We start from the raw sequence: 25,529 nt of genomic DNA, 5'->3' as shown, positions 1-25,529 counted from the left end.
CCGTCATTCGGCACTTTTTACAACGTTACGCCGCTTTTAAAGATAGCCAGTTCGCGGAAATCATTGCGTTCGTTGCAGGTCTGCTTACCGTTGGCGAAATCGACGATGGTATCAATGAACTCATTCAGCAGTTGCGGCATCGCTTTGCCGTGGATCAACTGGCCCGCATCAAAGTCGATCCAGTGCTTTTTCTTCGCCGCCAGTTCGCTGTTGGTGGCAATTTTCACCGTCGGCACAAATCCGCCGTAAGGAGTACCGCGACCGGTGCTGAACAACACCATGTGACAACCGGCACCCGCCAGCGCACTGGTGGCAACCGCATCATTACCCGGCGCGCTCAGCAGATTCAGACCGTGGGTTTTCAAACGCTCGCCGTAGCGCAGCACGTCAACCACCTGACTGGAACCCGCTTTCTGCGTACAGCCCAACGACTTGTCTTCCAGCGTAGTGATCCCACCGGCTTTGTTACCCGGCGAAGGGTTTTCGTAAATCGGCTGATTGTGGGCGATAAAATACTGCTTGAAGTCATTGACCATGGTGACCAGTTTGCCGAACGTTTCTTCGTCGCGACAGTGACTCATCAGCAATTGCTCCGCCCCGAACATCTCCGGCACTTCGGTCAGCACGGTGGTGCCGCCGTTGGCAATCATGTAGTCAGAGAAGCGACCAAGCATCGGGTTCGCGGTGATCCCGGAAAGCCCGTCTGAACCACCACACTCCAGACCAAACTTCAGCTCGCTCAGTTTCCCCGGCTCGCGTTTGTCGTGGCGCATCACGTCATAAAGCTGATGAAGATGTTCAAGTCCCGCCTCCACTTCATCGTCCTGATGCTGACAAATCATAAAGTGCACACGCTCAGGATTGAAGTCGCCCAGCGTTTCGCGGAAGGCATCGACCTGGTTGTTTTCACATCCCAGGCCAATCACCAGCACCGCGCCGGCGTTCGGATGACGGACCATGTTTTGCAGCATGGTGCGGGTGTTGATGTGATCGTCGCCAAGCTGCGAGCAGCCGTAGGTGTGGCTGAACAGGAAGACACCGTCAGTGCCCTCAGCATCATTCGTCTCTTTCAGGAAACGGCTCTGGATCTGGCGCGCAATCCCGTTGACGCAGCCAACGGTTGGCAGGATCCAGAGTTCGTTTCGTACCCCGACGTCCCCATTAGCGCGACGATAAATCTGCACGTCGCGATCCGCCGGTTGCGCAGGAAGATCCTGAAAATCGGGTTGATAGCGATACTCATCCAAATCGCTCAGATTGGTGCGAGTATTGTGGGCGTGAATATGTTCACCCGCCGCAATGTCCGTCAAAGCATGGCCGATAGGCTGACCATACTTAATCACGTACGCCCCTTTCCTGATGTCACTCAGCGCAAATTTATGTCCGCGAGCAATATCCTGGCGAAGCGTTACGGTGTGGTTGTCCACAGTGACTTCCGTTCCCTGCGCCAAATCAGCCAGCGCGACCGCAACGTTATCCTGCACATGGATTTTGATGTATTGCATATCAACCCCGGACCTTAGTTCAGTTCAATGGCGAAGTAATCACGCGCATTGTTAAAGCAAATGTTTTTCACCATCTCGCCCAGCAGTTGACTATCTGCCGGGGCTTCACCGGCCTGCACCCAGCGGCCAATCATCTGGCAGAGAATGCGACGGAAGTATTCGTGACGGGTATAAGACAGGAAGCTGCGGCTGTCGGTCAGCATGCCGACAAAGCGGCTTAACAGACCCAATTGCGCCAGTTGCGTCATCTGACGTTCCATGCCGTCTTTCTGATCGTTGAACCACCAGCCGGAACCGAACTGCATTTTGCCCGGCATCCCTTCCCCCTGGAAGTTGCCGATCATGGTGCCCAGCACCTCGTTATCGCGCGGGTTCAGGCAGTAGAGAATGGTTTTCGGCAACAGGTTTTCTTCATTCTGTTTGCTGAGCAGTTTTGATAACTCTTCCGCCATCGGACGGTCGTTGATGGAGTCAAAGCCCACATCCGGCCCCAGCAGTTTGAACTGGCGCAGGTTGTTATTGCGCAGGGCGCCAATATGGTATTGCTGTACCCAACCGCGACGCGCATATTCCGCCCCCAGGAACACCAGCACAGCCGTTTTGAACTGCGCCACTTCATGTTCGTTCAGCGTCTCGCCTGCCAGGCGACGTGCCAGAATGCTATCCAGTTCAGCGTCGCTGGACTCTGCGAACAGCACCACATCCAGCGCGTGGTCGGAAACTTTGCAGCCGTGCGCCGCAAAATGATCCAGACGTTTGGTCAGCGCACTTTGCAGATCGGTAAAGCGGCGAATGTCGGTGTCCGACACTTCACCCAGTTTTGCCATGTAATCGTTGAAGGTCGCCTGCTCAATATTGAAGGCTTTATCCGGACGCCAGCTTGGCAAAACTTTCACGGAGAAGCTGCTGTCTTTTGCGACCGTTGCGTGATGCTCCAGCGAATCGATCGGATCGTCAGTCGTGCCGACCATTTTCACGTTCATCTGCTGCATGATGCCGCGTGCGGAGAATTCATCCTGCGCCAGCAGTTCGTTGCACTGATTCCAGATTTCGTCCGCAGTCGACGGAGAAAGCAGCTTACCTGTCACGCCGAATGGGCGACGCAGTTCAAGGTGCGTCCAGTGGTATAACGGGTTGCCGATCGTATGCGGAACCGTCGCCGCCCACGCGTCAAACTTCTCGCGGTCGGAAGCGTCGCCGGTACACAGGCGCTCAGCGACACCGTTAGTGCGCATCGCGCGCCATTTGTAATGGTCGCCTTTCAGCCAGATGTCATACAGATTCTTGAACCGGTAGTCTTCGGCGATTTGCTGTGGCGGCAGATGGCAATGGTAATCGAAGATAGGCTGGTCTTTCGCATAATCATGATACAGACGGCGGGCAAATTCAGTATCAAGTAGAAAATCTTCTGTCATAAACGGGGTCATTATCGTCTTCCTCTCAACGAGTGCGTCTGATTGCTTATGTAGCGATGCTGACAAAGTTATCACACCAATTCCCATAACCTGTAGATATTTTCGTGAGATAGATCAATAAATACCGACAAATTGTTTACCCTCGAAGTGGTAAACATCGCCTCAAGCCGCGCCAGCTCTGGCATCGCCTAATCGAAATAATAACCACGCTAAGATTCATACTTTTGTGATGGCACTCACCTTTTAAAGTTGTATGACAAGTTATCTTTCTGCCGTCGCGATACATAAGCCGACGGAATGCATAGTTACCGATGATTCATCATCGGATTGACCGGTACGGAAACCGAATTAGCAAAATTTATTTATGGCAACGTTCGGGCGTACCGGCTTTTTTTGGTTACCCCGTCGTAAACAGCATCCTCTGCCACAGGCAGGAAGATGACCGCGATCTTTGCGGAAATAACAAAACGATGAGGTTTTACATGCGTAAAATTAAAGGGTTACGTTGGTACATGATTGCGCTGGTGACGCTTGGCACCGTGCTGGGTTACCTGACGCGTAACACTGTGGCGGCAGCTGCGCCAACTCTGATGGAAGAGTTGCACATCTCCACCCAACAGTACTCCTATATCATCGCAGCCTATTCTGCTGCTTACACTGTCATGCAACCTGTTGCCGGCTATGTGCTGGATATACTGGGCACCAAAATAGGCTATGCAATGTTTGCCGTGTTATGGGCCGTTTTCTGTGGCGCAACCGCATTGGCAGGAAGCTGGGGGGGCCTGGCGCTGGCGCGCGGCGCGGTCGGTGCGGCAGAAGCCGCGATGATCCCGGCGGGGCTGAAAGCCAGTTCCGAATGGTTCCCGGCGAAAGAACGCTCCATTGCGGTCGGCTACTTTAACGTCGGCTCCTCTATCGGTGCGATGATTGCCCCGCCGTTGGTTGTCTGGGCGATCGTGATGCACAGCTGGCAGATGGCGTTCATTATCTCTGGTGCCCTGAGCTTCATCTGGGCCATGTCCTGGCTTATCTTCTATAAGCATCCGCGTGATCAGAAAAAACTGACGGACGAAGAGCGCGACTACATTATTAATGGCCAGGAAGCGCAGCACAAAAACAGCACCAAAAAGAAAATGTCACTCGTGCAGATCCTGCGTAACCGCCAGTTCTGGGGTATCGCCCTGCCGCGTTTTCTGGCAGAACCGGCCTGGGGGACGTTTAACGCCTGGATCCCGCTGTTCATGTTCAAAGTCTATGGCTTTAACCTGAAAGAAATTGCAATGTTCGCCTGGATGCCGATGCTGTTTGCTGACCTCGGTTGCATCGTGGGGGGTTACCTGCCGCCGCTGTTCCAGCGCTGGTTTGGCGTCAACCTGATTGTCTCACGAAAAATGGTCGTTACGCTGGGTGCTGTGCTGATGATTGGCCCAGGGATGATCGGTCTGTTCACCAGCCCGTACATCGCCATTATGCTGCTGTGTATTGGTGGTTTTGCTCACCAGGCCCTGTCCGGTGCGCTGATTACACTCTCTTCTGATGTCTTTGGACGTAACGAAGTGGCCACGGCGAACGGTCTGACCGGGATGTCTGCCTGGCTGGCGAGTACGCTGTTCGCCCTGGTGGTCGGTGCGCTGGCAGACACCATTGGCTTCAGCCCGCTGTTCGCAGTACTGGCCGTGTTCGACCTGTTGGGCGCGCTGGTTATCTGGACCGTGCTGCAAAACAAACCGGCCAGTGAAGTTGATTCTGGCCCGCAGTTTGATGAACCGGCAGCGCAAAGTTAGCCTGCCGACGGATAACGCATAAGCAATCTCAGCCGCCTGCTGGCACCCGCAGGCGGCTTTTTCGTTTCTGCGTATAGAGCCAAACTCGCAAAAGTGGTATAACAAATACAGTCTGCCGTATCATGCCTGGAGTGCATATGGAAATCACCGAACCACGACGTTTGTATCAACAACTTGCTGCTGATTTAAAAGAGCGCATCGAACAGGGCGTTTACCTGGTGGGTGATAAATTGCCTGCAGAGCGTTTTATTGCCGATGAAAAAAATGTCAGCCGTACCGTGGTTCGTGAAGCCATCATCATGCTGGAAGTCGAAGGGTATGTTGAGGTCCGTAAGGGGTCCGGGATTCATGTGATTTCCAACCAACCGCGCCACCAGCAGGTCACCGACGAGTCGCTGGAGTTTGCCAACTACGGTCCTTTTGAATTACTCCAGGCGCGTCAGCTTATCGAAAGCAATATTGCAGAGTTTGCCGCCACCCAGGTCACCAAGCAGGACATCATGAAACTGATGACGATCCAGGAACAGGCGCGCAACGAAAAATGTTTCCGCGACTCCGAATGGGACCTGCAATTCCACATTCAGGTCGCGTTAGCCACGCAGAACTCCGCACTGGCCGCTATCGTGGAAAAAATGTGGACTCAGCGCAGTCACAACCCGTACTGGAAGAAACTGCACGAACATATTGATGCGCGTACCGTCGATAACTGGTGCGACGACCACGATCAAATCCTGAAGGCACTGATCCGCAAAGACCCGCATGCGGCAAAACTGGCGATGTGGCAGCATCTCGAGAACACAAAAATCATGCTGTTCAATGAAACCAGCGACGATTTTGAATTTAATGCCGACCGTTATCTGTTTGCCGAAAATCCGGTCGTTCATCTCGATACGGCGGCTAACGCGACAAAATAAACGTTCTTGATTCGACAGGCGCGCCGTTGCGCCTGTCAGTAAGCGAAAGGTATAAAGTGTCAGCCTGTGTAAATCCTCTCGCCACCCTCTCCTGCGATCAGCAAAATCACATTTCAAGGACGTGTAATTTCTATAACGGACTACGTTGACCTTTGTTACAATTAGATGCAATTCGAATTTATGTTTGTCAGTGCTTGCTTACTTCATAACTTTTAACAGGGAATAGTTCAGGCCGCGGCTTTGCGCCGTCCGCACACCATGTAAAACACTAACAATGATGCGGCGTAGCAAACTGTTTAACCCGGCGTGACGTTAACCAATTCGACCTGGAATACTGAATGGAACTTTTGACTCAATTACTGCATGCCCTCTGGGCGCAGGATTTTGAAACACTGGCCAATCCTTCCATGATTGGCATGCTGTATTTTGTTTTATTTATGATTCTGTTTCTGGAGAACGGGTTGCTGCCAGCCGCCTTTTTACCTGGCGACAGTTTGTTGGTGTTAGTGGGTGTTCTGATTGCCAAAGGCGCCATGGGCTTTCCGCAAACCATTCTGTTGCTGACCGCAGCCGCAAGCCTCGGTTGCTGGCTCAGCTATATTCAGGGCCGATGGCTGGGCAATACCCGCATCGTACAAAACTGGTTATCGCACCTGCCAGCCCACTATCATCAACGCGCTCACCATTTATTCCATAAGCATGGTCTTTCCGCCCTGCTGATTGGTCGTTTTATCGCGTTTGTTCGTACCTTGCTGCCGACCATCGCTGGCTTATCCGGCCTGAATAATGCCCGCTTTCAATTTTTCAACTGGATGAGTGGCTTGCTGTGGGTGCTGATTTTAACCAGCCTGGGTTATCTGCTGGGGAAAACGCCGGTGTTTCTGAAGTATGAAGATCAACTGATGTCATGCCTGATGCTGTTACCCGTCGTGCTACTGGTTTTTGGCCTGGGCGGTTCACTGGTCGTCCTGTGGAAAAAGAAATACGGGAATCGAGGGTAAGGGATGCTGAAACCGCGTATAACCCTTAAACAACTGGCCTGGAGCACCGCGTTTCTGCTGACGTTGAGCGCCATGCTGTTGGTCTGGTCAACGGTTCGTCAGCAAGAATCCACGCTGGCGATCCGCGCCGTCCACCAGGGGGCCAGCATGCCGGACGGCTTCTCGATCTGGCATCACCTCGACGCTAACGGCATTCGTTTTAAAAGCATTACACCAAAGAACGACACTCTGCTCATCACTTTCGATTCCAGCGCCCAGAGTGCCGCCGCCAAAGCGGTGCTCGACAAAACGCTGCCGCGCGGCTACATCATTGCCCAGCAGGATGATAACAATCAGGCCGTCCAGTGGTTGTCACGTTTACGCGATACGCCACATCGGGTAGGGTAATCTCCAGGAATCCGAATCATATCACCCACTTTGGTGATTTCTGCGATTAATGTCTATGATTAATGAGGCGATGGGGTCACCCTGTCGCTTTATCACTGGATCATCGTTCCTGAATTCATGGGGACGAGTCACAATGGAAGGTTCAAGAATGAAATACCGCATCGCTTTCGCTATCTCCCTTTTCGCTCTCAGTGCTGGCAGCTACGCTAACACGCTTTGCCAGCAAAAAGAGCAGGATATTCAACGGGAGATCAGCTACGCCGAGAAGCACAATAACCAGAATCGCATCAATGGGCTAAAAAAAGCGCTCAGCGAAGTCAGGGCCCACTGTACTGACAGCAAGCTGCGTGCCGATCATCAGGAAAAAATTGCTGAGCAGAAAGAAGAGATCGCCGAACGTCAGCGCGACCTCGCCGAAGCGAAGCAAAAAGGCGATGCGGACAAAATTGCCAAACGCGAGCGTAAACTGGCTGAAGCGCGAGCGGAACTGAAAGAGCTCGAAGCTCGCGACTACTAAGTATCAGTACCACTTACTCACCTGGAGAAAACTATGTCGAAAGAAAACACATCGGAACATCTGCGCGCTGAGTTGAAATCCCTGGCCGATACGCTGGAAGAGGTGCTGAACTCCTCTGGTGATAAATCGAAAGAAGAGTTGAGTAAGATCCGCAGCAAAGCCGAGCGCGCGCTTAAAGAGAGCCGCTATCGCCTCGGTGAAACGGGTGATGCCATTGCTAAACAGACTCGTGAAGCCGCTGCGCGTGCTGACGACTATGTGCGCGAAAATCCGTGGACCGGCGTCGGGATTGGTGCGGCCGTGGGCGTCGTGCTGGGCGTTCTGCTGACGCGTCGTTAATGATGGCGGATCCTCATCACGCGCAAGGGCCCGGGAAAAGCGTTCTGGGTATCGGGCAGCGGATTGTCACTCTTCTCGTTGAGATGGTGGAAACGCGGTTACGTCTGGCCGTCGTCGAGCTTGAAGAAGAAAAGGCGAACCTTTTTCAGCTTCTGCTGATGCTGGGACTCACCATGCTCTTCGCTGCATTTGGTTTGATGAGCCTGATGGTGTTAGTCATCTGGGCCGTTGACCCGCAGTATCGGCTCAATGCGATGATTGCCACCACGGTCGTGCTGCTGGCACTGGCGCTGATTGGCGGGATATGGACGCTGCGAAAAGCACGGCGCTCCACATTGTTACGCCATACGCGCCATGAACTGGCAAATGACCGGCAATTGCTCGAGGAGGAGAGCCGTGAGCGGTAAAGTCGAACGTGAACAACGTAAGGCCCGACTGCTTCGTGAGATCCAACAGCAACGGCTGGATCTTTCAGCCAGTCGTCGTGACTGGCTGGAAGCCACGGGCGCTTACGATCGTGGCTGGAACACCCTACTGAGTTTGCGCTCCTGGGCGCTGGTCGGCAGCAGTGTGATGGCCGTCTGGACGATTCGCCACCCTAACCTGCTCGTGCGTTGGGCAAAGCGCGGGTTTGGCGTGTGGAGCGTCTGGCGACTGGCTAAAAAGACGCTGCGCTCAACCGTTGCCTGAGGGTGCTTCGCTTATCCGACTCTCACATTCAATATGTAGGCCGGATAAGGCGTAGCCGCCATCCGGCAACGGTACCAGGAGCGCTTCGCTTACCCATCCACAATATCACCCCACTACAAAATCAAATTTTTTGAAAAATATTGACAGTTTTCCTTGCTAACAATTCTCATTCTTCACGCTTATGATTCTCTCCATCGACAGCAATGACGCGGAACGCCGCGAAATTGCACCCAAAAAACAAACTCAGCAGTCTGTGTAGTTCCTGGAGAGAAGAATGAAAAAATTAGAAGATGTTGGTGTACTGGTAGCGCGTATTCTGATGCCAATCCTGTTTATTACCGCAGGTTGGGGAAAAATCACCGGTTACGCAGGTACCCAACAGTATATGGAAGCGATGGGCGTTCCGGGATTCCTGCTGCCACTGACCATTTTGCTTGAGTTCGGCGGCGGCCTGGCGATTCTGTTCGGTTTCCTGACCCGTACCACCGCGCTGTTTACCGCAGGCTTTACACTGCTGACCGCGTTTATCTTCCACAGCAACTTTGCGGAAGGCGTGAACTCACTGATGTTCATGAAAAACCTGACCATCGCTGGCGGCTTCCTGCTGCTGGGCATCACCGGTCCGGGCGCATTCAGTCTCGACCGTGTACTGAACAAAAAGTGGTAAGCGCTCTATAATGAATGAAAAAGAACGAGGGGATTTTCTCCTCGTTTTTGCTATCTGAGGGAAAAAACATGGGACAACTGATCGACGGCGTCTGGCATGATACCTGGTATGATACCAAATCCACCGGGGGCAAATTTCAACGTTCGGTATCGGCATTCCGCAACTGGCTCACGGCGGATGGTGCGCCGGGTCCTTCCGGCGAAGGCGGTTTTGCGGCAGAAAAAGACCGCTATCACCTGTATGTTTCTCTCGCCTGTCCGTGGGCGCACCGTACGTTAATCCTGCGTAAGCTCAAGGGTCTGGAGCCGTTTATCTCCGTCTCGGTCGTAAATCCACTGATGCTGGAAAACGGCTGGACCTTTGACGATGATTTTCCGGCGGCCACAGGCGATACCTTATATCAGCACGAATTTCTGTATCAGCTTTACCTGCACGCCGATCCCCATTACAGCGGCCGCGTCACCGTGCCTGTTTTGTGGGATAAAAAGAACCATACGATTGTCAGTAATGAATCTGCTGAAATCATTCGCATGTTCAATACGGCGTTCGATGCGCAAGGGGCAAAAGCCGGGGACTACTATCCCCCAGAACTGCGCAACAAGATCGACGAACTGAACGGCTGGATTTATGACAACGTTAACAATGGCGTCTATAAAGCGGGCTTCGCTACCAGTCAGCAAGCCTATGATGACGCGGTAGAAAACGTCTTTACCGCGCTGGCGCGGCTGGAGCAGATCCTCGGTCAGCATCGCTATCTGACAGGTAATCGGCTTACAGAGGCTGATATTCGCCTGTGGACAACACTCATCCGCTTTGATCCGGTGTATGTCACGCATTTCAAATGCGACAAGCATCGCATCAGCGACTATCTCAATCTGTATGGTTTCCTGCGCGATATTTATCAGATGCCAGGCATCGCGGAAACGGTCAATTTTGACCATATTCGCCACCACTATTTTCGCAGCCATAAGATGATTAACCCGACAGGCATTATCTCCATTGGCCCGTGGCAAGACCTCAAAGAACCACACGGGCGTGACAGCCGTTTCGCCAAGTGAACCCAGGCACCCTTCAGGGTGCCTGCTCAATTTACCCTTCAAATATTTACCCTCTCATCATTCGCAACTATTCTTTCTTTGATTGCTTTAAAAACAAGTGATTGACACACGATTGAGGTAAAAATGGATTGGTACTTAAAGGTTTTAAGAAATTATATCGGCTTTGGCGGACGCGCCCGGCGGAAAGAGTACTGGATGTTTATTCTGGTCAACGTCATTCTGACATTCGTTCTCGGCGTACTGGATAAACTCCTGGGCTGGCAGCGTGCCGGAGGAGAAGGCATTCTGACAACAATTTACGGAATTCTCGTCTTTTTACCCTGGTGGGCAGTTCAGTTTCGACGTCTGCACGACACCGATCGATCGGCCTGGTGGCTGTTGTTGTTACTGATCCCCGTCATCGGCTGGCTGGTGATCCTCATTTTTAACTGTCAGGACGGCACGCCCGGCGAAAACCGCTTCGGACCTGATCCAAAATCTCTCCCCTGAGAAAGTGAAAAGGCAGCGTTACCCGCTGCCTTGATCCTTTTATTTACGCTAACCTGTTGTTCTGGTTAGCGCCCGGATACTGATTCAGATTCAAAACATATTTCTTAAAACTATTAACAATAGATATATTTTTCCTGAGATTTTCTTAATTAATTAGAATGCAAATGACCTTCATAAAATACCATGCTATATTTTGCCCTCTTTTAATTAATAAGGATGTTATATGAATTGGTATTTGAGTGTAATAAAAAATTATACCGGTTTCAGCGGTCGCGCACGTCGAAAAGAGTACTGGATGTTTGTGTTAATCAACATGATCATCTGTGCAGTCCTGAATGTTATTCAGGCTGTAATCGGCATGGAAACACCCTATATCTCAATTATTTATAGCCTTGGCATTCTGCTGCCGAGCATTGCGGTGGCGATCCGTCGTTTACACGATACCGAGCGCTCCGGCTGGTGGTTGCTGCTCAGCCTGATTCCGATTATCGGAACAATCGTTATTATTGTATTCCTGTGTCAGAACGGTACTGCCGGTGCTAACCGTTTTGGTGCCGATCCTAAGCAAAACGAGATTAATTAATCCTTTTTCGGGGCAATCTTTTTGCCCCGATATCAGTCATCCGCAACGCGTTATTTTTTCATAAAGAGTTTGGGTATTTCACGGAGGCACCAGGCCTTTGCTTCTCCCATACTGTCTCGCCGCCAGGCCATAATGATGTCAATCTCGCTGGTCGATTCCGGGCTGACCACGCGCAGCCGTCCTTCTGCAATATCCTGTTCCACCAGCGGATACGGCATCGTCGCCACCCCTAATCCTGCCAGTAACGCCTGACGCTTATCTTCGATGGTGCTGACGGTAAGGCGCGCTTGCTTATCCAGCAGTTGCACGGTTAATACCGGACGTTCACGCGCGGTATCCGCGACCGCTACGCCGCGATACTTCACCCGCGTCACTTCCGACAGCGGTTCCGGCTCCTGATGAATCGGGTGATCCGGCGCGGCAACATAAACGTTCATCAGGGTATACAGCTTGCGGGAGTTAATTTCTGACGATGAACGAAAGTGCATGTCCGGTGCCACCACAATATCCGCCCGGCCCTGTTCCAGGCGTTCCCACGCCCCCGCCAGCACCTCGGTGATCACTGAAAGCTGCGTATTGGCTTTAACAGCCAGTTTGTCGATCAGCGGGAAGAAGGCCGGGGTCGGCACCAGCGCCTCGGTCACAATAGTCAGATGCGTCTCCCACCCTCGCGCCAGCGCCTCAGCGTCTGTGGTGAGCTTATCTGCCGCCTCCAGCAGCACACGCCCTCTTTCCAGCAGCATGCGCCCAACGTTAGTGAATTTTGTTCGATGTCCGGAGCGGTCAAACAACACCACATCCAGCTCTTCTTCCAGCTTCTGCATGGTGTAGCTAAGCGCTGACGGCACGCGCCCCAGTTCATCCGCCGCTGCGGCGAAGCTACCGCGGCGATCTATCGCGTCCATTACGCGTAATGCCTCAAGCGTTAATGCCCTTTCTTTGGCCATATCGTTCTCATTCAGGAAATTTGAACATACCGGGCAGAATATCTGGCTAACAATGCAGCGTCCAGCCCCTTAACATAAAAGGAAGTAAAGAGAGGTCAAGAACTATGATTACTACCCGAACAGCCAAACAATGCGGACAAGCAGACTACGGCTGGCTGCAGGCCCGTTATACCTTCTCCTTTGGACACTATTTCGACCCGAAACTGCTGGGCTACGCATCGCTGCGCGTGCTCAATCAGGAAGTACTGGCACCCGGCGCGTCCTTCCAGCCGCGCACCTGGCCAAAGGTAGACGTGCTCAATCTGATTCTTGAAGGCGTTGCAGAGTATCGTGACAGTGAAGGCAACCACGTGCAGGCCCAGGCGGGTGAAGCGTTGCTGCTCGCGGCGCAGCCGGGTATCAGCTACAGCGAACATAATATCAGCAAAGACAAACCGCTTACGCGTATGCAATTGTGGCTCGACGCCTGTCCTGAGCGCGAGAATGCTCTGGTGCAGAAGACAAAACTGACGAAAATTAAACAGCAACTGATCGCCTCACCCGATGGTGAGAACGGCAGTCTACAGCTGCGCCAGCAGGCGTGGGTACACCATATTGAGCTGGATCAGGGCGAGTCGCTGAGTTTTCAGCTTCATGGCCCGCGCGCTTATTTGCAGTCCATTCATGGCACCTTTCACGCCGTCACCCACGATGAAGCGCGTGAAGCGCTGACCTGTGGCGACGGAGCCTTTATTCGTGACGAAGCTAACATAACGCTCGTTGCCGATACGCCGTTACGCGCTTTGCTGATAGATTTGCCGGTGTAATCGGTAACCGGAGTGGTGTATGAGTAAGAAAGCAAAAAAACAGGCCCCGACAGGGAAAGTGGCAACGGCAGAAACCAACACCGCGCCCCGTGCGTTTGACTACGAGGCGATGCTGACCGAGCTGGAAGCGATTGTCGCAGACGCCGAAGTTCGTCTGTCCGAGGAAGAAGCTGCCGCCTGAACCTCATTGCCGGATGACTGCGCAAGCACATTATCCGGCCTACATATTCGTAGGCCGGATAGCGTCGCGCCTTCAGGCAGTCAGCCCTTCACTTAATGCGCTTTATGGGCCATGATCTCGATAATCTGTTTGTCCGTTTGCTGCATGGAATGACACGCCAACGCGCACAGGTTGGCAATAGACTGTTCCACGTCGTGCGCCACAATCCCTTCGTTACCCGTAACCGCCGTATCGTCCAACGCCATCAGCACCGCCTTCCACGCCGCAGAAGCACTGGTGGAGACCTTCATCGCGCAACTGTTAGATGCCCCATCGCAAATCATTCCGCTGACATCGCCAATCATGCTGCTGATCGCCATCGAGATCGTGCTGTAGCGCCCTTCGTCCACCAGCCAGGCCATCCCTGCCGCTGCCCCCATCGCGGCGGTCGTCGCGGCACACAGCGCCGACAGACGCGGGAGCTGATGGTGTATGTAGATCGCACTCAGATGGGAAAGCATCAGCGCACGCGCCAGTTTCTCCTCATCGGCGCCAAAGTGCTCGGCCACCACCATCACCGGTACCGTAGCGGTGATCCCCTGATTGCCGGAGCCGGAGTTACTCATGGCAGGCAGCGTCGCGCCGCCCATACGCGCATCCGACGCCGCGCTGGTTCGGATAAGGATCGCCGTCGAAAGATCGTTTGCCAGCAGACCGCGTGCGCACTGCTTTTGCAGCGTCGCACCGATATGCAGCCCCCAGGTTGCGCGCAGCCCCTCTTGTGACAGCGCGCCGTTGAGTCGGGCGGCGTCGAGAATAAAACGAATAGCGTCGAACGGTACGGTATTCACAAATGCCAGAATCTCTTCCAGCGTGGTCTCAGAAAGTACCGAGAGCGGCGATTCCTGCGCCTCATCGTCCGCGTTCGCTTGCTGAGTAAACTTCACGCCGGTATCGGTTTCGATCCGCACAATGTGAGTATGACCGCCGACAATGGTGACGCACGCCCAGCCGTCCTGGCTATAGACCTTCGCGCGAGAAAACAGGATGTCATCGCAAGGTTGCTGCAGCATCACCGACACCTTGCCCGCTTTCAGCATCGCCTTCGCATCGGCAATGGCTTGCGCGGAGGCATCCTTCAGCACCTCCAGTCCGGCATTCGCATTCCCGCCCAGTGCTCCCAGCGCGGCAGCGATGGGCAGCCCAACCATACCGGTTCCCGGCACCGTCACCCCCAGTCCGTTTTTCATTAGATTGGGCGAGACCCAGGCATCGATTCGCTCCACCGCGCCATGCAGTTCAGAGGCCGCAACCGCGGCCGCCAGCGCCAGAGAAACCGGTTCCGTACAGCCCAGCGCAGGTTTCACCTCTTCCTGTACTGCGCGGATGAAACGCTGCCACAACGGATTTTTTATAGTCTCAGACATAACAACAACCTTCAGGATAAATCAGGAAAAAGCCAGGAACGGAGATACGCACAGCAGCAAACCGGTGACGATAATCAGATACAGCGACACCCCTTTGTATTTGTGCAATGCAGGTACTTTGTAGACCAGCCAGGCGGGGATCAAACATCCCACCATGCCGAAAATAGGGCTACAAATCGACGTAAAGCTCAGAACCGGTGCGTTAAGCACAATAGCGCTCCAGGCCAGTAAAATGGCAAACACCATGATGCCGCGCTGTACCAGCGTTTCATTGATCTTCTCAGCCGGCAGTTTGCGGCGCAGAATGTTCATCGCAATCCCCTGCGTGGCTTCGCGAAAGCCGAGATAGACGCCAAAGAACGCGGTCATCACGGCGAAAATATTCAGGATGACACTCACAACTTTCACCCAACCGGCGCCCGCGCCGCTGATGAACTGTGCAGCAATCGCCAACGCGGAGATATTCTGCTCATAGGCTTTAACCGCTTCGTCGTGTCCCATTGCCAGCGTAAAGGAGACGGCATAGAAGAACACGGTGACAAACAAAATGCCGAAGGCAATATTCATGGCACGTAGCGCTTTATGACGCGCCACCTCAACGGATTTCTCACGGGAACGGTAGGAAATCACCATCGGGCTCAGGGTCTGGATAAACAGGATTGAGGTCAGGGTAAACGGCAGCGTGATAATCGCATTCTTCACCAACAGCGCCATCGGCGGCAGCGCGCCAATGTTGTATAAGTGCCACATCCCAACCATCGATACGCCCAGTGCCGCCACGACCAGCAGTTTGGTCAGCACCATGCCGGTAGAAATTTTGAACAGCAGCTTTTCGCCGCGTGAGGAGATGGCGACCAGGATGCAAATCAGCACCAGACCATAGAACGGGTTATCGGATAACAGTCCCTCTGTCACACCAAAAGTATGCAAATAGGAGGCGCTGTCGTTGGTGATTGCGGTGGAATAGACAAACATCCAGATAACCAGCATCACAAAATACAGTGCGCCTAACAGGATGCCCCAGTTTTTCCCCAGATACCCACTGATGACGCTGGGATAATCTTTGCACTCCGGGGATTCCGCCAGCGTGTTAATAAACAGACGCTGGAACAGATACATGGCGGGATAACCGATGACCGATGAGAGCAAAAAGACCCACAGCCCCATCAAACCGACCTGCACCGGGAGAAAAACAATCCCCGCGCCAATCGCCATCCCGATACTCATAATGACCCAGCCGGTGTCGATGCTGTCGAATTTAATCGCTTCCCGCCATTCGCTTTCCGTCATTCCCGCCCGGCGCGCCGGGGCGCTGGCGTCGAGCACTACGCTGTTGTTCGTTGCCGTTTCCATAAAATTCTCGCTCATTATGTAGGGTATATTTTTAATTTTTGTCGTGCCGCATCAAGGCGATACGCGGTACGGGGTTTGCAGGCGAGTCATTAGAATGAAAAAAAGGATACGCTCAGGCGCAGAGAAAAACGTCACAAAATAACCCTGATATTTTCTATTGGTTAAGAAAATTTTCCTACTTAAAAAGAATTACGTGTCATTTTTTTCTAAATTTGAAGAAGATCACAACAAAAAAGCACACCGACGTGTGCTTTTAGATGGCTGACAATGGATAAAATGCCCGATGGCGCAGGTTTATCGGGCAAGCTTTCTGGCGTTCGCTAACTGCACACCACTTTGATCGCTAAACCACCGCGTGATGTTTCGCGGTATTTATCGTTCATGTCCTTACCCGTCTCGTACATCGTTTCGATGACTTTATCCAGCGAGACACGCGGTTCGGAGGTGCGGCGCAGCGCCATACGTGCGGCGTTGACCGCCTTGACTGCGTTGATCGCATTGCGCTCAATACACGGGATCTGCACCTGCCCGGCAACCGGGTCGCAGGTTAAGCCGAGGTTGTGCTCCATGGCAATTTCCGCCGCGATGCAAACCTGCGCCGGGCTACCGCCCAGCAGTTCGGTCAACCCCGCCGCCGCCATGGAACTGGCCACGCCGATCTCCCCCTGACAGCCAACTTCCGCCCCGGAAATTGACGCATTCATTTTGTACAATGCCCCAATGGCCCCTGCCGCCAGCAGATAGCGGGCAATGGAGTTGGCATTCAGCGGACGACGGAATTTATCGTAATAGGCCAGAACGGCTGGAATAATGCCGCATGCCCCGTTGGTGGGCGCGGTCACCACGCGTCCGCCCGCCGCGTTCTCCTCACTGACTGCGAGAGCAAACATGTTGATCCAGTCGATGACGTTCATCGGGTCGCTGGAGAGACTGTCACTGGAGACCAGCAGACGGCGTAACGCCACCGCGCGGCGCGGTACATTCAGCGGGCCGGGTAAGACGCCTTCGGTATTCATCCCACGTTCTATGCCAGCGTGCATCACTTCCCAGATCTGAGCAAATCCGGCATCAATCTCCGCCTTGCTGCGCAGCGCCAGTTCGTTTTGCATCATCAGCCCGGAGACTGAAAGGCCATTGCGTTCGCACAGTTTCAGCAGTTCGCTGGAGGAATGAAAATCATAAGGGACCGGCGCTTCCACGTCATGCGCCTGACCAAAGCGCTCTTCATCCACGATAAACCCGCCGCCAATCGAGTAGTAGGTTTTACACAGCAGCGTTTCCTGGTTTTCCCAGGCGGTGATCCGCATTCCGTTCTCGTGCCTTGGCAGCGTTTCACCATGAAAAACAATGCTATCGGTAACCGAGAAATCGACGACATGTGTACCTTCAGCAACCGGCAAGCGGCCGGTACGGGTCACCTCGTCAATAAACGCGGGGATGGCGTCAATGTTGACGCTTTGCGGCGAGTTTCCGGCCAGCCCCATCATAATGGCGGTATCGGTCGCGTGGCCTTTTCCGGTCAGCGACAGTGAACCATACAGATCAACCGACATGCGCGTCGTGCGCGATAAGCTTCCACTGCTGACCAGTTGATCGATAAACCGTTTTCCTGCATTCATCGGCCCTACGGTATGAGAGCTGGAAGGACCAATACCAGGTTTGAAAATATCGAATGCGCTAATCATTTCTACACCCTCGGACTCGTTCAGTGGAGACCAGGTTTTCATACGCATAGTGAATCGGGGCGACCCGCAGACCGCCCCGATAACGTTACATCGCCTGGGTGAAAGTACGCGAAATGACGTCCTGCTGCTGCTCACGGGTGAGCGCGTTGAAGCGCACAGCGTAGCCGGAGACGCGGATCGTCAGGTTAGGATAGTTTTCCGGATGTTCAATGGCATCCAGTAACATCTCCTTGTTCATTACGTTAACGTTCAGGTGCTGACCGCCTTCCACGTGCGCTTCATGGTGGAAGTAACCATCCAGCAGCCCGACCAGGTTGGTTTTTCGCACCGGATCCTCTTTGCCGAGTGCCGCAGGCACAATCGAGAAGGTGTACGAAATCCCGTCCTTCGCGTAAGTGAACGGCAGTTTCGCCACGGAAGTCAGCGAGGCGACAGCGCCTTTACGGTCACGCCCGTGCATCGGGTTAGCGCCCGGCGCAAATGGCGTCCCCGCACGACGACCGTCCGGCGTGTTACCGGTTTTCTGTCCGTACACCACATTGGAGGTAATAGTCAGAATCGACTGCGTCGGTACCGCGTTCCGGTAGGTCGGCAACACTTTAATTTTCTTCATAAAGCGTTCAACCAGATCGCAGGCAATGCTATCCACGCGCTCATCGTTATTGCCGTACTGTGGATATTCCCCTTCAATCACGAAATCGACCGCCAGCCCGTTATGGTCGCGAACCGGTTTCACCGTCGCGTACTTAATTGCAGAGAGCGAATCCGCCGCTACCGACAGTCCGGCAATCCCGCACGCCATCGTGCGATAGACGTCACGATCGTGCAGCGCCATCAGCGACGCTTCGTAACTGTACTTATCGTGCATGTAATGGATGATGTTCAGTGCGCTGATGTACTGCACCGCCAGCCAGTCCATAAAGTGGTCCAGACTGTCCATCACCGTGTCGTAGTCCAGCACGTCGTCCAGCAACGGCGCGGTTTTCGGCCCCACCTGGATTTTCAGCTTCTCATCCACCCCACCGTTGATTGCGTACAGCAGCGTTTTGGCAAGATTGGCGCGCGCCCCGAAGAACTGCATCTGCTTACCGATAACCATCGGACTCACGCAGCAGGCGATCGCATAGTCGTCGCTGTTAAAGTCGGTCCGCATCAGATCGTCGTTTTCATATTGCAGTGACGAGGTGACGATAGAGACCTGTGCGGCATACTTTTTAAACGCGACTGGCAACGCTTCTGACCACAGCACGGTGAGGTTTGGCTCCGGTGCCGGCCCCATCGTGTGCAGCGTATGCAGATAGCGGAAGGAGTTTTTGGTCACCAGCGTGCGACCATCCAGCCCCATCCCGCCGATCACTTCGGTCGCCCAGATCGGATCGCCGGAGAACAGCGAGTCAAACTCAGGCGTACGCAGGAAACGCACCATCCGGATCTTCATGATGAAGTGGTCGATCAACTCCTGCGCCTGTTGCTCTGTCAGGATACCGGCATTGAAATCGCGCTCAATATAGATATCGAGGAACGATGCGGTGCGGCCCAGCGACATCGCGCCGCCGTTTTGCGATTTCACCGCCGCCAGATAGGCAAAGTAGACCCACTGTACCGCCTCCTGCGCATTACGCGCCGGGCGAGAGATATCACAGCCATATTTCGCCGCCATCTCCTGCATTTGCAGCAACGCACGACGGTGCTCCGCCAGCTCTTCACGCAGGCGAATCGTGGCTTCCAGATTCTGTCCCCACTCCAGATTTGACTGGAGATCGGCGAACTGCAGCTCACGCTCACGCACCAGATAGCGGATGCCGTACAGCGCCACGCGACGATAATCACCGATAATGCGCCCACGACCATAACCGTCCGGCAAACCGGTCAACACACCGGATTTACGGCAGCGCAGCATGTCCGGAGAATAGACGTCAAAAACGCCCTGGTTGTGGGTTTTACGCAGTTCGGTGAACAGGTACTCGAAGTTCGGATCCATCTCACGACCATAAGCATCGAACGAACTTTTGATCATGTTGACGCCGCCAAACGGATGCAGCGCACGTTTCAGCGGTTTATCCGTTTGCAGGCCGACAATCTTCTCCAGTTCCTGCTCAATGTAACCCGCATCGTGCGCAGTAATCGTGGTCGCAATATTGGTATCGAAATCGACCGGCGCATGGGTCGCGTTTTCGATACGAATGCCCGCCATCACCTTTTCCCACAATGCCGTAGTGGCAGGCGTTGCATCAGCAAGGAAGGATTCATCCCCTTCATAAGGCGTATAGTTGTGCTGAATAAAATCACGGACATTAATTTCTTCTTTCCAGTCCGTACCTTTAAAGCCAAGCCATGCTTCGGCATACAGCATATCGCTGGTATCGATATCTACCTTCATGAAAAATAATCTCTCTACAGAACAACAAATAAATTAGGCGTATTCCACGGCTGCGTTAATGCGGCCTAATTGAATCGCATCGAGCGCAATCATTTTTTCTTCGTTCGTCGGTATTACGGCGCAAATAACCCGGGCATCAGGGGTGGAAATAATGCGCTCGCCATGAGAATTCGACAGGTTATTTCGGTCGCTGTCGATATTCACTCCCAATACCGTCAGATGTTCAACCACCAGACGACGAATTAATACCGAGTTCTCACCAATACCTCCGGTGAAAATAATACCGTCCAGACGGTGTAACGAAGCGGCATGTCCGGCAATATGACGGGCAATGCGGTGAACAAAGGTTTTAATTGCCAGCTGTGCGCGCTCGTGTCCTTCATGCCAGGCTTTTTCTAGCACCCTTAAGTCGGACGACAGGCCAGAAATCCCGAGCAGACCGGACTCTTTGTTCACTACCCGCTCCAGATCTCTCAGAGTCTGTTGGGTTTCACTGGCGACCCACGCCATCGCGCCGAAGTCCACGTCGCCGCTACGCGTGCCCATCATCAGCCCTTCCAGCGGCGTCATCCCCATTGACGTGTCGACGCTGTGACCATTACGGACGGCACAAATTGACGCACCGTTGCCGAGGTGGGCAATCACCAGGCCGGAGTCCTGTTCAGACAGCGCAAGCAGTTCATGCGCGCGTTGAGAAACATAGCGGTGCGACGTTCCGTGGAAGCCGTAACGCCGCACGCCCAGCTCTTCGAAATACTTCCACGGCAGGCCATACAGGTAAGCTTCTGGTGCCATGGTCTGATGGAAGCTGGTATCAAACACCGCCACCTGCGTGACGCCGGGGAACAGATGCTGTGCGGATTCAATCCCGCTCAGATTGGCGTAATTATGTAATGGTGCCAGTGGTGAAACACGGCGAATATTGTCAATGACCTCATCAGTAATAATTGCTGACTCGGTAAAAATATTTCCGCCGTGGGCAATACGGTGGCCAATTAAGGCCACGCTGTCATTTAAATTACGTTTTTCCAGTTCAAACGCAATCGCCTTTAATGCGCCTTCGTAGCTGTGGTGAGCCAGCGTCACTGGCTCACCTCCATTTACCGATAAGAACGCATTTTCCGAGTTAATACCATCCGCAATGCCTGCCATTAATACGTCGCAGTTATTTGCATCCAGTACTGAAAACTTAATTGAAGACGATCCACAATTAATAACCAGAACTATCGGAAACTCATTCATTTCACTACTCCGCTCATCCTGAGCTTAAGGATTAAAACAGTTTGTACACGATGTTCAGAATGGTCAGCAGACCGATGACGGTGACAAACACGTTATCCAGACGACCGCGATATTTCGCCAGTGACGGTGCCTTACGAATGGCATACATCGGCAGCAGGCACAGCAGTGAGGCAATAATCGGCGCACCCATCGCTTCAATCAGGTCCAGAATGTTCGGGTTGGCGTAAGCCACAATCCAGGTGGACCCCATGATGAAGATCATGCTGATGGTGTTGAGTTTGCCGGAGGAAACCTTCGTTTTATCGCCTTTGTAACCGAACTTCAGCACCAGACCATTCAGCCCTTCCAGCGTGCCCAGATAGTGACCGAAGAAGGATTTGAAGATGGCAACCAGCGCAATAATCGAGGCGCCATATTCCAGCACGATGGCGAAAGTCGACTTCGTTCCGGACAGGGAAGCGAAGTGGTTTGCCAGATAAGACAGTACCGGAATGTTCTGTGCTTTCGCATCTGCCATGTTTGCCGGAGAGAGCGTGAACAGGCAGCTAAAGGCGAAGAACATAACCACAGCGACCATCAGCATGCTGGCGCGAGAGATGATCTGAGAACATTTCTGCTCGGTGTATTCACGGCCAAAATCTTTCTCATATTCTTCACGTTTAGAGACCACGAAAGACGAAACGATCGGCGAGAAGTTGAACGAGAACACCATGATGGAAATCCCCAGCCACACGGTGACCAGAATGCCATCGTGACCGGTTAAGGCGATATTACTGATATCGACCTGGTCGATCACCGCAGAGTTCCAGTAAGGGATCAGCGACAGCGAGATCAGCACCAGGCTGGCAATGAACGGCCATACCAGGTAGCTCATCACTTTAACCATCAGATCCTTACCAAACCAGATAACGAACGCCATCAGCAGCAGCAGGAACAGCGCCACAAAACCACGGTTCAGCGCCGGCAACTGTAACTGGTTTTCCCAGAACGTCATGAACGTGTTGGTAATGGTGACGCCATAAATCCACAGCAGCGGACAAATCGCGAAGAAATAGAGGAACGTGATGACCACGCCGCCCGTCTTACCAAAGTGCTCTTCAACCGTTTCCGTGATGTTGCCGGACGGGTTTGACCCGGACAGACACAGACGCGCCAGCGCACGGTGGCAATAAAAAGCGATGGGGTACGCCAGTACCAACATCAAAAGAATGGGGATTAAGCCGCCAAATCCTGCGCGGATGGGGAAGAACAACACCCCGGCGCCGATGGCTGTACCAAATAAACCCAGTGTCCAGGTGGTGTCTGATTTACGCCAGGACGACTGTTTTGTCTGGCTGGATACAATGCTGTCAGAAGTACTCATATCCTATCCTCAACGAAGAGATTAATAGCCGGATTTACGCGTCTGCTAAACCCGTAATTTGCGATACACGAGAAAGATCGATATTGCCGCCAGAAATAATGCTGACCGTTTTTCTGTTCTGGATATAGGCATCTAATTTCCCGCTTAATAAAGCAGCACATGCCAGTGCACCAGCACCTTCTGTCACCACTTTATTGCGTTGAATTAAAGCAATCATGCTGTTACGAATTTCGTCTTCGCTGACCAGGACAATGTCATCCACTAATTCACGCACAATTTCGTAAGTTAATTTACCCGGGCGGGAAACATCACAACCATCCGCCAGGGTGCCGGTCGTTCGGTGCGTGGTTATTTCTCCAGCCTGATAAGACGCCGCCATGCCGTGTACGTTTTCAGACTGCACACCAATCACTTTAATGGTCGGGTTAATAGATTTAATGGCAATAGCAATACCGGCGATTAAACCGCCGCCGCCGATAGGAACAATCACGTTATCGACGTCATACAGGTCTTCCATAATTTCCAGACCGATAGTACCCTGGCCGGCAATCACTTTCGGATCGTCATAAGGCGGGATAAAAATACGCCCTTCCATTTCGACAATCTCACTGACTTTGGCGATAGTGTCGTTGAAGTTATCGCCGTGCAGCACTACTTCCGCCGAGTAGTCACAGGTGGCGGCCACTTTCGATTTCGGCGCCCCCTTCGGCATCACCACTTTGCCATCAATACCCAGCATCGCGCAGGAGAGAGAAACCCCTTGAGCGTGGTTACCCGCTGAACAAGCGACAACGCCTTTACGTTTTTCCGCATCCGTCAATGAACTGAGTTTGTTAAATGCGCCACGAATTTTAAATGAGCCGGTACGCTGCATGTTTTCAAACTTAAGGAATATTTCCCCTTTGCAGCGCTCACTAAAATAGTTTGAGCGAGGCATGCCTGTTTTATATATTTTCCCCGCCAGTCGTTTTTTTGCTTCGAGGATATCTTCAATGGCAACCGGGAGATCGTAAGTAATGTGCATTGTAACCTCTTACCTGATAGTAAAGTAATAGATAGCCGTAACCAACGTCTGATATTAAGAACGATGGTATGAATTGAGGATTAAATTAAATTTAATCGGTTAGTTAATTTCAATTAATTGCTTTCGTCTGCAACCTTTATAAGATGAATACTCTTTGGCTAATTCAACCAAAACCGATGCGGCTTTTTTAATACGATAGTTTTTTGACCATATTGCGGCATAGCGAGCAATGGGTAACGATTCTTCCACAGGGAGAGTAATAAACTGGTTCGAACCAAAGGGTGCGGCCATATCGCACGGAATCACTGTCAGAAAATTAGCATTGAGAACAAGATTGTAAATGGTCACAACGGAGTCGGTTTTAACGATGTTTTCGATGCTAATGCCATTTCTTTGCAGGGTGGTGAGGAGTTCGCTGTAGTAGCCCATATTCGTTTGTGGCAACACCCACTGTTCGTTCTGCAACGATTCCAGTGTGGTGGTGCCGGTGCATGTTCGGGACTTATTCGCCACCAGCACGAACTCCGACTCAAAAAGCGGTTCGACGTGCAGATCCTGCAATTTCATTTCATCGCTGAGCGTACCAATCGCAAAGTCCAGTCGCCCGTCGCGGATCGCCGGCAGGAATGAGGAGAGTTGCGCCTCATACATGGAGACCTGTGATTTTGGGTAGACCTCTTTGAACTTCTGGATCATATCGGACATAAAGGTAAAGCCAATCAGCGAAGGAAACCCGAATGAGATATCAACCACCGTGTTGTCGGTCATGCTGTTCATCTCATTCACCATGTTCTTCATCTCACGGGTGATGGATTCGGACCATGAGAGTAAAACCTGCCCAGCCTGAGTTAAGGTGACGCCGGTATTTTTGCGAACCACCAACTCAACGCCAAAATAAGCTTCAATATCGTTAATAATTTTACTAACAGCTGGCTGAGTTAACCCTAACTCTTTTGCCGCAGAACCGATAGAACCGCTTCTGATTACTTCCTGAAAGACCACCAACTGCTGTGTTTTTGGGAGAGCAAACGTATTCATATCGACCTGCGTTAATAACCTTGTTGACGGCGTGAAGTGTAACAAATTACATGAAGCAGGATATGTGCGACCACTCACAAATTGCCTTCACCTATATTTCAAGTGGTTATTTGTAAATAAATAAACCTTTTGCATTCAATTAGTTATATAAACATCATGTCACTTTAGTCTGATTTTTGTCAAAAAAATAGGGGGGGATAACAATATTTTATGGCGATAACACGCGTTATTTTCCCCTCATATCTAAAAATGAGGAATGACGATATTTCAAGCAATTATCGTGCAGTTAATGGTCAATTTGTTCATTAAATTTAATGCGCAATCCCTCAAATTTAAGTATGTTTAAAACATAAATTGGATTAAATAATGTTATACATCACATTTTTTAGCCCTGTTTGTTTATAAATAAACATTGAATTTATCAATAATTAAATATATACACACAAACAATTATCATTCACAACAATATATTAACACTGAGTTTCTCTGTTTTTGTAGCTCGTAATTTTGTGAAGTCGATCGATTGCTTTTTGTTTCTATCGAGATATTCATAGAAAGTAGCGTTTTGTGTTGGCTGTCACATAACAAGAAATTTCTTAATAGCCGCAGGTTCCAGAACGCTGCCGGATGGCGATGCGACGTATCTTATCCGCCCTACAGGTCCCCGTTCCCCTTCACCGTTCACAGGCCTGATAAGCGAAGCGTCATGACCGGTAAGCCGCTTTCTTTCAGGTGTAGCGTCGTGGACAGTCATT

The 25,529-nt window shown here is 52.2% G+C and carries 25 protein-coding genes; 14 read left to right on the top strand and 11 right to left on the bottom strand.

Annotated elements, in window-relative coordinates; all coding sequences use genetic code 11:
- Window positions 1-17: 17 nt before the first annotated feature.
- Both AOY24_RS20900 and uxaC read right to left on the bottom strand, forming a co-directional pair.
- Window positions 18-1,505, bottom strand: a complete 1,488-nt coding sequence (locus AOY24_RS20900) for a UxaA family hydrolase (RefSeq protein ID WP_044265554.1) — start codon at window positions 1,503-1,505, stop codon at window positions 18-20.
- 14 nt (window positions 1,506-1,519) lie between these two features.
- Window positions 1,520-2,932, bottom strand: a complete 1,413-nt coding sequence (gene uxaC, locus AOY24_RS20895) for a glucuronate isomerase (RefSeq protein WP_044328005.1) — start codon at window positions 2,930-2,932, stop codon at window positions 1,520-1,522.
- Between the two features lie 470 nt (window positions 2,933-3,402).
- Between uxaC and exuT the strand changes: the two genes are divergently transcribed.
- The 12 genes from exuT (at window position 3,403) to AOY24_RS20835 (ending at window position 11,349) form a co-directional block, all read left to right on the top strand.
- Window positions 3,403-4,704: a hexuronate transporter ExuT gene (gene exuT, locus AOY24_RS20890; protein WP_042998223.1), complete on the top strand. Its 1,302-nt coding sequence runs from the start codon at window positions 3,403-3,405 to the stop codon at window positions 4,702-4,704.
- Window positions 4,705-4,841: 137 nt separating this feature from the next.
- Window positions 4,842-5,618 (top strand): transcriptional regulator ExuR, encoded by a 777-nt coding sequence (exuR, locus tag AOY24_RS20885; RefSeq protein WP_042998224.1) that lies wholly within the window; start codon window positions 4,842-4,844, stop codon window positions 5,616-5,618.
- 338 nt (window positions 5,619-5,956) lie between these two features.
- Window positions 5,957-6,619: a DedA family general envelope maintenance protein YqjA gene (yqjA, locus tag AOY24_RS20880; protein WP_042998225.1), complete on the top strand. Its 663-nt coding sequence runs from the start codon at window positions 5,957-5,959 to the stop codon at window positions 6,617-6,619.
- Between the two features lie 3 nt (window positions 6,620-6,622).
- The gene (gene mzrA / locus AOY24_RS20875) at window positions 6,623-7,006 is read left to right on the top strand and encodes an EnvZ/OmpR regulon moderator MzrA (RefSeq protein WP_042998226.1); all 384 of its coding nucleotides are present in this window, start codon (window positions 6,623-6,625) and stop codon (window positions 7,004-7,006) included.
- A gap of 148 nt (window positions 7,007-7,154) precedes the next feature.
- Window positions 7,155-7,523, top strand: coding sequence for a DUF1090 domain-containing protein (locus AOY24_RS20870; RefSeq protein ID WP_042998227.1), 369 nt, complete (start codon window positions 7,155-7,157; stop codon window positions 7,521-7,523).
- A 33-nt stretch (window positions 7,524-7,556) separates the two neighbouring features.
- Window positions 7,557-7,862 (top strand): YqjD family protein, encoded by a 306-nt coding sequence (locus tag AOY24_RS20865; RefSeq protein ID WP_042998228.1) that lies wholly within the window; start codon window positions 7,557-7,559, stop codon window positions 7,860-7,862.
- Window positions 7,863-7,864: 2 nt separating this feature from the next.
- The gene (locus AOY24_RS20860; RefSeq protein ID WP_043001753.1) at window positions 7,865-8,269 is read left to right on the top strand and encodes a phage holin family protein; all 405 of its coding nucleotides are present in this window, start codon (window positions 7,865-7,867) and stop codon (window positions 8,267-8,269) included.
- A complete protein-coding gene (locus AOY24_RS20855) occupies window positions 8,259-8,552 on the top strand; it encodes a YqjK-like family protein (RefSeq protein WP_042998229.1) in 294 nt (97 codons plus the stop codon). Before AOY24_RS20860 ends, AOY24_RS20855 begins: the two co-directional genes overlap by 11 nt.
- Before the next feature lie 274 nt (window positions 8,553-8,826).
- Window positions 8,827-9,219, top strand: a complete 393-nt coding sequence (locus AOY24_RS20850) for a DoxX family protein (protein ID WP_042998230.1) — start codon at window positions 8,827-8,829, stop codon at window positions 9,217-9,219.
- Window positions 9,220-9,287: 68 nt separating this feature from the next.
- The gene (locus AOY24_RS20845) at window positions 9,288-10,277 is read left to right on the top strand and encodes a glutathione S-transferase family protein (RefSeq protein WP_054177279.1); all 990 of its coding nucleotides are present in this window, start codon (window positions 9,288-9,290) and stop codon (window positions 10,275-10,277) included.
- Between the two features lie 123 nt (window positions 10,278-10,400).
- On the top strand, window positions 10,401-10,766 hold the full coding sequence (locus AOY24_RS20840) for a DUF805 domain-containing protein (RefSeq protein WP_044255823.1): 366 nt from the start codon (window positions 10,401-10,403) through the stop codon (window positions 10,764-10,766).
- Between the two features lie 223 nt (window positions 10,767-10,989).
- Window positions 10,990-11,349 (top strand): DUF805 domain-containing protein, encoded by a 360-nt coding sequence (locus tag AOY24_RS20835; protein WP_042998233.1) that lies wholly within the window; start codon window positions 10,990-10,992, stop codon window positions 11,347-11,349.
- A gap of 50 nt (window positions 11,350-11,399) precedes the next feature.
- Here the strand turns inward: AOY24_RS20835 and yhaJ are convergent, their stop codons facing one another.
- Window positions 11,400-12,296 (bottom strand): DNA-binding transcriptional regulator YhaJ, encoded by an 897-nt coding sequence (gene yhaJ / locus AOY24_RS20830; protein ID WP_044255829.1) that lies wholly within the window; start codon window positions 12,294-12,296, stop codon window positions 11,400-11,402.
- A 104-nt stretch (window positions 12,297-12,400) separates the two neighbouring features.
- Here yhaJ and AOY24_RS20825 point away from each other — a divergent pair, with 104 nt between their 5' ends.
- Together AOY24_RS20825 and AOY24_RS25280 are read left to right on the top strand one after the other, a co-directional pair.
- Window positions 12,401-13,102 carry a pirin family protein gene (locus tag AOY24_RS20825; RefSeq protein ID WP_054177278.1) on the top strand — a complete coding sequence of 234 codons (702 nt, stop codon included), beginning with the start codon at window positions 12,401-12,403 and terminating at the stop codon, window positions 13,100-13,102.
- A gap of 19 nt (window positions 13,103-13,121) precedes the next feature.
- Entirely contained in the window at window positions 13,122-13,283 is a 162-nt protein-coding gene (locus AOY24_RS25280; protein WP_164566090.1) for a hypothetical protein, read from the top strand.
- 92 nt (window positions 13,284-13,375) lie between these two features.
- On the opposite strand, the gene AOY24_RS20820 is transcribed toward AOY24_RS25280, so the two are convergent.
- The 8 genes from AOY24_RS20820 to tdcA all read right to left on the bottom strand — a co-directional run bounded on the left by AOY24_RS20820 (window position 13,376) and on the right by tdcA (window position 24,774).
- Window positions 13,376-14,689, bottom strand: coding sequence for a serine dehydratase subunit alpha family protein (locus tag AOY24_RS20820; RefSeq protein WP_054177277.1), 1,314 nt, complete (start codon window positions 14,687-14,689; stop codon window positions 13,376-13,378).
- Between the two features lie 21 nt (window positions 14,690-14,710).
- Complete coding sequence (locus AOY24_RS20815) at window positions 14,711-16,042, bottom strand: amino acid permease (protein ID WP_042998237.1); 1,332 nt, start codon at window positions 16,040-16,042, stop codon at window positions 14,711-14,713.
- 320 nt (window positions 16,043-16,362) lie between these two features.
- Window positions 16,363-17,727, bottom strand: a complete 1,365-nt coding sequence (tdcG, locus tag AOY24_RS20810; protein ID WP_054177276.1) for an L-serine ammonia-lyase — start codon at window positions 17,725-17,727, stop codon at window positions 16,363-16,365.
- 85 nt (window positions 17,728-17,812) lie between these two features.
- Window positions 17,813-20,107 (bottom strand): 2-ketobutyrate formate-lyase/pyruvate formate-lyase, encoded by a 2,295-nt coding sequence (gene tdcE, locus AOY24_RS20805; protein WP_054177275.1) that lies wholly within the window; start codon window positions 20,105-20,107, stop codon window positions 17,813-17,815.
- A 33-nt stretch (window positions 20,108-20,140) separates the two neighbouring features.
- A complete protein-coding gene (gene tdcD / locus AOY24_RS20800) occupies window positions 20,141-21,349 on the bottom strand; it encodes a propionate kinase (protein ID WP_054177274.1) in 1,209 nt (402 codons plus the stop codon).
- Window positions 21,350-21,380: 31 nt separating this feature from the next.
- Window positions 21,381-22,712, bottom strand: a complete 1,332-nt coding sequence (tdcC, locus tag AOY24_RS20795) for a threonine/serine transporter TdcC (protein WP_042998241.1) — start codon at window positions 22,710-22,712, stop codon at window positions 21,381-21,383.
- A gap of 34 nt (window positions 22,713-22,746) precedes the next feature.
- On the bottom strand, window positions 22,747-23,736 hold the full coding sequence (tdcB, locus tag AOY24_RS20790; protein WP_042998242.1) for a bifunctional threonine ammonia-lyase/L-serine ammonia-lyase TdcB: 990 nt from the start codon (window positions 23,734-23,736) through the stop codon (window positions 22,747-22,749).
- Window positions 23,737-23,835: 99 nt separating this feature from the next.
- Window positions 23,836-24,774, bottom strand: a complete 939-nt coding sequence (gene tdcA / locus AOY24_RS20785; RefSeq protein ID WP_044255844.1) for a transcriptional regulator TdcA — start codon at window positions 24,772-24,774, stop codon at window positions 23,836-23,838.
- Window positions 24,775-25,529 lie beyond the last annotated feature (755 nt).

It is taken from the genome of Citrobacter sp. CtB7.12 (assembly GCF_001297795.1).
In the GTDB taxonomy this organism is placed as follows: Bacteria; Pseudomonadota; Gammaproteobacteria; order Enterobacterales; family Enterobacteriaceae; genus Citrobacter_A; species Citrobacter_A amalonaticus.
This window is presented reverse-complemented; position numbering and strand designations above follow the sequence as displayed.